Source organism: Pseudomonas sp. S32, from assembly GCF_016648095.1.
Taxonomy (GTDB): domain Bacteria; phylum Pseudomonadota; class Gammaproteobacteria; order Pseudomonadales; family Pseudomonadaceae; genus Aquipseudomonas; species Aquipseudomonas parafulva.
In genome coordinates, this window is sequence record NZ_JACVVF010000087.1 from 1 (window position 1) to 7,649 (window position 7,649).

3 protein-coding genes are annotated in these 7,649 nt (G+C 60.7%); all 3 read right to left on the reverse strand.

Annotated elements, in window-relative coordinates:
* Positions 1-150: 150 nt before the first annotated feature.
* On the reverse strand, positions 151-1,242 hold the full coding sequence (locus tag IAE38_RS23325) for a fimbrial protein (protein WP_201164211.1): 1,092 nt from the start codon (positions 1,240-1,242) through the stop codon (positions 151-153).
* On the reverse strand, positions 1,242-3,746 hold the full coding sequence (locus tag IAE38_RS23330) for a fimbria/pilus outer membrane usher protein (protein ID WP_201219525.1): 2,505 nt from the start codon (positions 3,744-3,746) through the stop codon (positions 1,242-1,244). The genes IAE38_RS23325 and IAE38_RS23330 overlap by 1 nt, the downstream gene beginning before the upstream one ends.
* 194 nt (positions 3,747-3,940) lie before the next feature.
* Positions 3,941-7,405, reverse strand: coding sequence for an RHS repeat domain-containing protein (locus IAE38_RS24185; protein WP_328822908.1), 3,465 nt, complete (start codon positions 7,403-7,405; stop codon positions 3,941-3,943).
* Positions 7,406-7,649 lie beyond the last annotated feature (244 nt).

The window sequence follows — 7,649 nt, forward strand, 5'->3', positions numbered from 1 at the left end:
CGACCTTGCCAAGGTCGGGGTCGCGAGTTCGAGTCTCGTTTCCCGCTCCAGATCGAAACAAAAAAAGAGACGAAAGTCTCTTTTTTTGTGTCCGTCATTTTCCTGGTATCCACCTGCAGCCCGCGAAAAGCAAGGGCTGCAGCTGTTGATTCAGCGATAGCTTACGGTGAAGCTCAACGCCCCTTCGGCACTCCCTGCTTTTACAGCGGCTTGAGTCTGGTAATAGCGGGCTTGGAAGTCCAGTCGGGTTTGACCGGTAGCAATAGGGGCCACGGGTACGTCCTGCTGGAGTTTCACCGCACTGCCGTCGTGATGCAGCAACTGTATGCCGATACCTTGCGCGGTCGATGAGCTGGTCAGGCTGAACAGGCCACGGTCCTTGTCGATGATCGTGGAGCCTTTGACGCCATCGAAGTTCAGGTAAGCCTGCACGCCAGAGCCGCTGTCGGTCACGCAATCGTTGAGGGTAATGGAGAACGGCGTTGGCGCGGTGGTGAAGCCCGTTCCGCTAAAGCTGCTCAGATCGTGATCGCCCAGCAGTACCGGGTCGGCGCTGACAGGGTTGCCGGTGAGTGTGCATTGTGCCTGCATGACGGTGCCATGCAAGTTATAGCTCAGCACATTGCCAACGTCACTGAATACGCCGCTGAACAGCTGCTTGCCATTGAACGCTTGAGGGCCTGCCGCAATGGGGCCGGTTTTGATCAGTGTGATTTGAGCTTTCAGCCGTCTGGCATAGATACCCGTCGGCGCGGTGCTATGCTCTGCCCGACCTTGATAGGGGATCGAATCCCATGTCACCGGCCTCCAGAAGTTGGGCGAAATCCCTTTCATGTAAGGTTCTTGCAGGCGTATGTGAATGCCAACGCCGTCAACGCCTGTTTGCAGGATACGACCGGTGAGGTCTTCACCACCTACCGGCGGGACCGGGTCGGATACGATCGGCGTAGTTGCCTGCAATTGCACGGTCAGGGGGATGCCTTGGTAGTCGCAGACCAGGTTGATACCCATCTCGTTGCGCAGGTTACTGGCTTGGTTCAGTGTACCGATCACGGTGCCGACCGGTGCGTCGCGAGGGATCCAGTAGGTGCCTAGACGCAGGTTGAACTCCATGTGTCCGGATTTACTGTCTTCCCAGAAGCATTCTGCCAGTGCATTGGTCGAGAAGGCTGAGGCTAATACCATGGCGCACAGGGGCGTAGAGCGTTTCATTGGGCTGAATCCTTGGATCAGGGCATCCATCACAAGCACAGTGCACTGTGCGTGCGGTAGCCGTGATTGGAGGGGATGTTGACGGGGTCGATGGTGAGCTGGCAGGTATGCTGTGCCTGCTCACCCCAGCGCACCTGTAATTGCTGAGGGGTTTCATCGATGGCCAGCAGCGCTTGCCCTGCCTGGCCGACCACGGCCAGGGGCTGGCCTTGGGCATTGCTTACCTGGGCACCGAACGGCAGTGGCCGACCTTCGGGGTGCTGCAGCGTGAGAATAACGCGGGCGACGCGCCGTGCTGCAAACGCTGCCTTGACGATAGCGCCGCGACGCGGCACCAGATTGGCGCTGCCCTGGTCGATTTCCACTTCGGGCCCAACGCCGTCGGTGTCGAGCAGCAGCGCGTTCCTGCGGTAGGGCCGAAGGTGCGGTACCAGCATGTAACCGCGGCTGTCGGTGGTGGCATTCGGGGCGTTGCGGGTACCGATATTGCTAACGCCCGGAACGTGCACCAATGCATTGGTTTCGCCCAGGTAGTTGCCGAACGTGAGGCCGTCTTCATGCAAGAGCAGGCTGCCGCTGACATTGGCGGACAGCGAGCGGAAGTTGCCGCCCTGGGTATAGCCCGCGCCATAACTGGCGTAGGCGTTCTGGTAACCCATCGATAGCGCGCCACTGCTGTTATTACGGGCATCGCGGTCGGCGGAAATCGCGTAGTGCAGCTGGTTGTCCAGTGCGCTGGCGTTGAGGCTGGCGCGTTGGCGCTGTTTGCCACCCGCCGATTGCACATCGAAGGAGGCGTGCCCCATGTGCGCGAAATCCAGCGGTAGTGTGATGCTCAGGCCGATCAGCCGGTCTTCCTTGCCCTGTGCGCCCAGTGCCTGGGAGGCGAAGAAATTGTAGTTGACCTTGCGCCATTGGGTATTGAACTGGAGCTGGTACTGCCGCCGCCGCAAATTATTGCGCCAGTAGTCATCCTGGGACAGTGTTAGACTTAGCGAACTGCCAGTGCCGATACTCTGCTGTGCCGAGGCTTCAACGCGGCTGCGCCGGTTACCCAGGTAGCGGCTGTCGGCAGCCCGCTCGCGTACGGCTTCATCGTAGTCGCGGTAGCCTTCGGTCGAATAGCGGTAGCCGGCGAAGCGCAGGTTGGTGCCGGTTTGGAAAATCTTGCCGTAGCGTGCCGAAAAACTTTGCCCCTGAACCTCTCCCAACGAGCGGCCCAGGTCGGTACGGGCATGGGTAGCATCCAGCGAGAGGGCACCGAGGCTGCCCAGGTCTTTACTCACGCCCAATGTACCGGCCTTGTAGAAGTCACCGCCTTGTAACCCGCCGTAGAGCGTGGAGTCCCACGCGCCGCCGCGGGCCAGGGTGCTTTGCCAAAGCAGAGGGTCGTCATGGCGACCGGCGCCGTTATAACGGCCTAATGTCGCACTGTAGCGCCAGATGCCTGGGCGTAGCAGGTTGGCCATGCTGGAATAGGGCTGGATGAACCGCCTGACCTGGCCGTCGGCTTCGGTCAGCACCACCTCCAGTTCGCCACTGCCGGTGCCGATGCTGAGGTCATCGATGGCGTAGGGGCCGGCGGCGACGTAGGTCGAGTACACCGGGTAGCCGTTCTGCAAGATTTCCAGCTTGGCACGGGTTTGCGCCACGCCGCGGATCACCGGTGCATAGCTTTGGAAGGTGTCGGGCAGCATGCCCATGTCGGAAGCTAACTGCACGCCTTTGAACGGCTGGCTGCGGAACACCTCGCCGTTGCTGAGCGTCTCGCCAAAGGTGATATTACCCCGGTTGTCCGGCAGGTCACGCTGGGCATAGGTGTTGCTGTGCGTCCAGCGGCTTTTGCCGTCGCCGGTGTCGCGCAGCGCCTGGCTACTGCGAACCCTCCACGCGCCGATGTTCAGCCCGCTATGAACCAGCAAGTCATGATTGGTGCTGCTTGCACCGCGCTGATTGCGGGTTTGCATGGACGCCTGGTAGTTCAGGAAGGCGGCCGAAATGCCCGAGCTCCACTGCTCGGGTGGCACACTGCCGACGATGTCGCGGCGCAGGGCTATCTGTGGGATGGAGAGCATCAGGCGCAGTGTTCTGCTGTCGAAATCGGTTCTGGCATCCGCTACCAGGCTGTCCAGGTTGATGCACTGCTCGTCCGACAGTGCAGTGGCCAGGCCCTCTTCGCGCAACCCCACTTCGCGCAGCAGCGCGGCGCTCAGGCACGCTTGCAAGCCCTTGCCTTCGGCAGGCTTGACGAGTTCCACCGAGCGTTGGCCCAGGTAGTCATGGTTGACGCTGACCTCGACGCGGTAGTGGCCGGGGCTCAATGGCGCTTCTGCCGCCAGCGCCTGCAGCGCGGTAGCGCCCGCGTCGGTGGGTTGATCGGGCGCCTGGCGCATGAAGCTCGAGTTGAAATGCAGGTCTGGCTGATTCGCGCACGCGGGACGTGGGGCTGATAGCAGCAGGCTACCACCGGCTAACGCCAGTAACGGGGCAAATGGGCAGGGAGGAGTGAACCTTCGTATCGAGCGCAGGAGCATCGCGGAGTCCTATCGAAGCACGGGACGTCACCAGGGGGAGGGCCTCTGGGGTAACGGAACTGAGCGCGAACGATAGAGATGGGAGTCGAGCGGGAATGTAGGGGATTTCTGGATGCGGGCTGGAATTTCGAATAGCGGATCTGCTTGCGAAGCGAGGGCTTCAGTGATGAAGCCCTCGAATGTGTCAGGTGAGGTCAGTTTTGTGCAACCGGCGTTCCTACGCCCCCGTTCTCCTTGCCTCCGGTCTTCCAACGGAACTCGACATGCCTCATTTTATACAATTTGGCAATGGCAGCATTGGCCATCATGGATGGGTCAGCTGCGCCTGCCACAGGGGGCAACGGCGGGGTTACAGTCATTGCCCCAGTGCTTTGTGAAGGACCGGGTACTACGCTGTTGCGAGGCGTAGTAAGCGGCGAGTAATCCGGCGCTGGAACAGCGGGTGGACGAACAGTACTACTACGAACTACCTGCGAAGTGCTAGGCATTGGTGGAGGTACGGGAATGGTGCTCCCACCCCCCGGTGGCGACATTGGAGTGGTTTGAACATTGCCTCTGCTCTGAACACTGCCGCTACGGGAAGCAACACTGGGGCCTGTCGATGTTTGAGTGCCCACGGCCTTGCCCGCAGCGCTGCCTTTGAGCCCCGCCGCCGCAGATTGGATCATCGCACCGATACCAACGGTCGCGAGCGTGATGCCAATCCAGCTGAGGGCCTCCTTCGCCGGCCCCTCTTCGATCATCACAGATCCAATCATCATTCCGACCCCCACCAACCCGACCGCTGCCTTCGCCGCGATGGCGAGGCTCAGCCCGCCCGTGAACACCGCCGCTGCCGTCGCGATGATGAGAACGGCACCGAGGATGACCGGCAGCAGGAAATCCATGAACCCGAGTTTCTTTTTCTCTGGCTCTGGCTGCCCGGTGTAAGGCGGTCGTGGATCGCGTCGCAGTTCTGTTCCTCGCTGGCTGAGATGCCCGGTGGGGTCTTGCCAGTTGACCGGGTTGCCCAGCACGTACATGTACGGGTTGATACCGGCGTCTTCAGGCGCCAGCGAGTCCCGGCTGCGGAAACATTTGAGTTCCGGTTCGTACACCCGGTAGCCCTTACCCAGCATGTAGCAGTCCAGGCCCGGCTCGCGAATTTCGCCATTGAACGCGAATGGGCATTGCAGTTCATCGGCGTCCGGACGCTCACCGTAGCCACTGTAATGCGCGGTATGTACGCCATCGACGGCATATTCACCGATGACGCTGCCGCTGGTGTCACTGAGCAGCAGCCTGACTTCGTCGCTCACACCTGTGCGCTGCATGCCCAGCGGGTGTTCACCGCCATGAAGGTAGCGCGTCACGATTTGCTCGCGCTGGGTACGGCTCAGCCGATAGCCCTGGTAGCGGCGATGTTCTTCGATACCGGATTGGTCACGCATGCCGATCAGATGATCGTGACCGTCATAACGGTAGGTTGCCAACGACATGCTGTTGTCTGGGCTGCGGACTTCCTGCAGGCGACCGCGCTCGTCATAGCTGAGCTGGTTGCCCCGGCTGTCATTGAGCATGTTGCCGTCTTCGTCGTAGCGGAAGGTTTGGCTGGCCGGGTAATCGGGCTGCAGCGTATGCGTCACCGACTGCAACTGGAAACTGCCATCGGTTTTCGGGGTGAACACCGCCATGTCCGCTGCCCCGTCAGCGAAGCGGGTCTGACACTGGGTCAGGTGGTCCAGGTCGTTGAAACGGTACATCTCCATGACGATTTCACGGTTAGCGCGGTTGCGTGGCAGCTGGGTACCCTGGTAATCGATCTTCGTCAGGCGGTCGAGATCATCGTAGCTGAAGGTTTCCTTCAACAATTGCGCGCCATCGCAGTAATGTGACCGCTCGTGCAACTGGTCGTCGTCGCGCCAGGTCAGTTTCAGGGTGTGCGTGGAGCCATCATCCAGGGCTACCGTGCGTTCAAGGTAACGCCCCAGATCGTCGTAGGTCTGTACAGCGGTGACCTTGCGCCCGCTGAGGGTATCCGTCGTCAGGGTTCTGCATGGCCGACCATCCTCGTCATAGTCGAATTCGGCGACCAGGCTGCCATCAGTGGTTTTTTTCAGACGCCCCAGTTCATCGTACTCATGAACGGTGTTTTCGCCGTCACTGCTGCTTTGACCCAGCGGCAGTCCTTGCAAGGAATGGCGATAGTCGATGCTGTAGCTATTGGCCGTGTCGGTGGCTTTCCATTGCTCCTGGCGCAGTAATCCCTGATCGGTGTAGTCGTAGAGGCGTTCGCCGGCTGGGTTCACGGCGCTGGTGATGGACGAATCCTTGCGCGTGAAGGCGTACTTCAGGCTAGGTTCCGACTCTTCGTTGACCGCGATGCTCACAGGCTGTTCATTGAGCGTGAGGCGGTAGCCAAAGGTCGATGAACGGCCGCTGCCGCGCTCATGACGGTGAACCTTGATCTGATCACCCTGGTAGCGGTAGACATCGACCATGGTTCCGACCGTGGTCTTCGCCAGTCGGTCGAGCCCGTCGTACTCGCGCTTGATAACGGTCTGTTCAGGTGCCTTGGCGCTAGCACGCAGGGTCAGATGGGTGGTGAGCTCGGCGCTGGTGTGAGCGGCGAAGGTGCGCTTGAGCACTGAGCGGTTGGGGCGCTCGCGTTCGACCATTCGGCCCCAGACGTCGTAAACGAAACACTGGGTGCGATCGAGCGCACGGGCCTCGTTCAAGGGATCGCGTAAAGTTTGTACCTGCTTAACGCAGCGTCCGAGGCCGTCATAGCTGTAATCGTTCGCGCCGACCTGCTTGCCAGCGAGGTCTTCGCGCGTTTCCCGCACAGGTTTACCCTGCCTGTTAAACTCGCTGATCATCAGCACCCGCTGTTTTTCGGGCTCTGCGGGGCGCTCTTGCCAGGTGCGGATGATGTCGCCGTCGCTGCCGAACGGCGAGCGTTCACGGCGGTGGGTCACGCCATCGGGGCCGGTAGTATGGCTGGTGTCGCCCCAAGCGTCGTAACCGAATGTGGTGGTCATCGAGCGCGTGCCGTCATCTTGCAGTACATCGTGCCGCGTTTCTGATTGCAGGCGGCCAAGGCTGTCGTACTGGCAGTCATAGACGCAGTGCCAGTTCCGCGTTTTGCCATCGTCGCTTTGCACTTGCCGCTCTTCGCTCAACGTGCGGTTATAGCCGTCGAACCAGGTGCGGGTCACCACCTGCTGAACATCGGTAACGCTCTGGCTGGGTCGTTCTCCTGGGTTGCCAGGCAGGGTATAGCGGTACTGACGCGTGGCCTCGTCGTCGGTGTCGGGCGCCACGGTTTCGCTGATGAGTCGGCCCATCGCATCATATGCGTAATGAATGTGGACGCCGTTCAGGTCCTCACGTCGCATATCGTATCCGGTGTACCGGGAAACCGAGTTGTGCACTGTCTTCTCCAGCCGGTCATGGCCTTTGAATGTCTGCCGGGTCTGAATGAGACTTTCCGCGCCGTTGGCATCCTTGATGCGTGAATGGAAGTAGCGAATTTCCGTCGTGATGTCTGGCGTGTCGTCTTCGTGTTTCAGCGTGGTGGTCTGTTTGTCGACACGCCCGTGCAGGAAGGGGTTGTCCGGCGTGTGCAAATAGCAGGTTGTCGCAACCTGCAGGGAGATTTCCTGCTCGTCGTCGTTCACCTGGACGAGTTCTTCTTGCGTGGCGCGTAGCCCAGCCGGTGCAGCGCTGTTAGTCACAAGGGCCAGCGTGGCATAACGATAACGAGTACGCAGGGTTTTGGCTGTTTGCTCGACCCCTGTCGCTGTGGCTGGATGAACCGTCAGGCCACGCAAATGCCGCGAGAACCCATAAGGGTCGGGCGGGCAGTTCCACGGCGTGGGCGCACCCGGCTCGTCGCTCGGCTCGCCGGCGGCCGGGTACCAG

Excerpts from the sequence above, each read along its gene's own strand:
- IAE38_RS23325 (WP_201164211.1), bottom strand. The coding sequence starts at position 1,242 with ATGGATGCCCTGATCCAAGGATTCAGCCCAATGAAACGCTCTACGCCC.
- IAE38_RS23330 (WP_201219525.1), bottom strand. The coding sequence starts at position 3,746 with ATGCTCCTGCGCTCGATACGAAGGTTCACTCCTCCCTGCCCATTTGCC.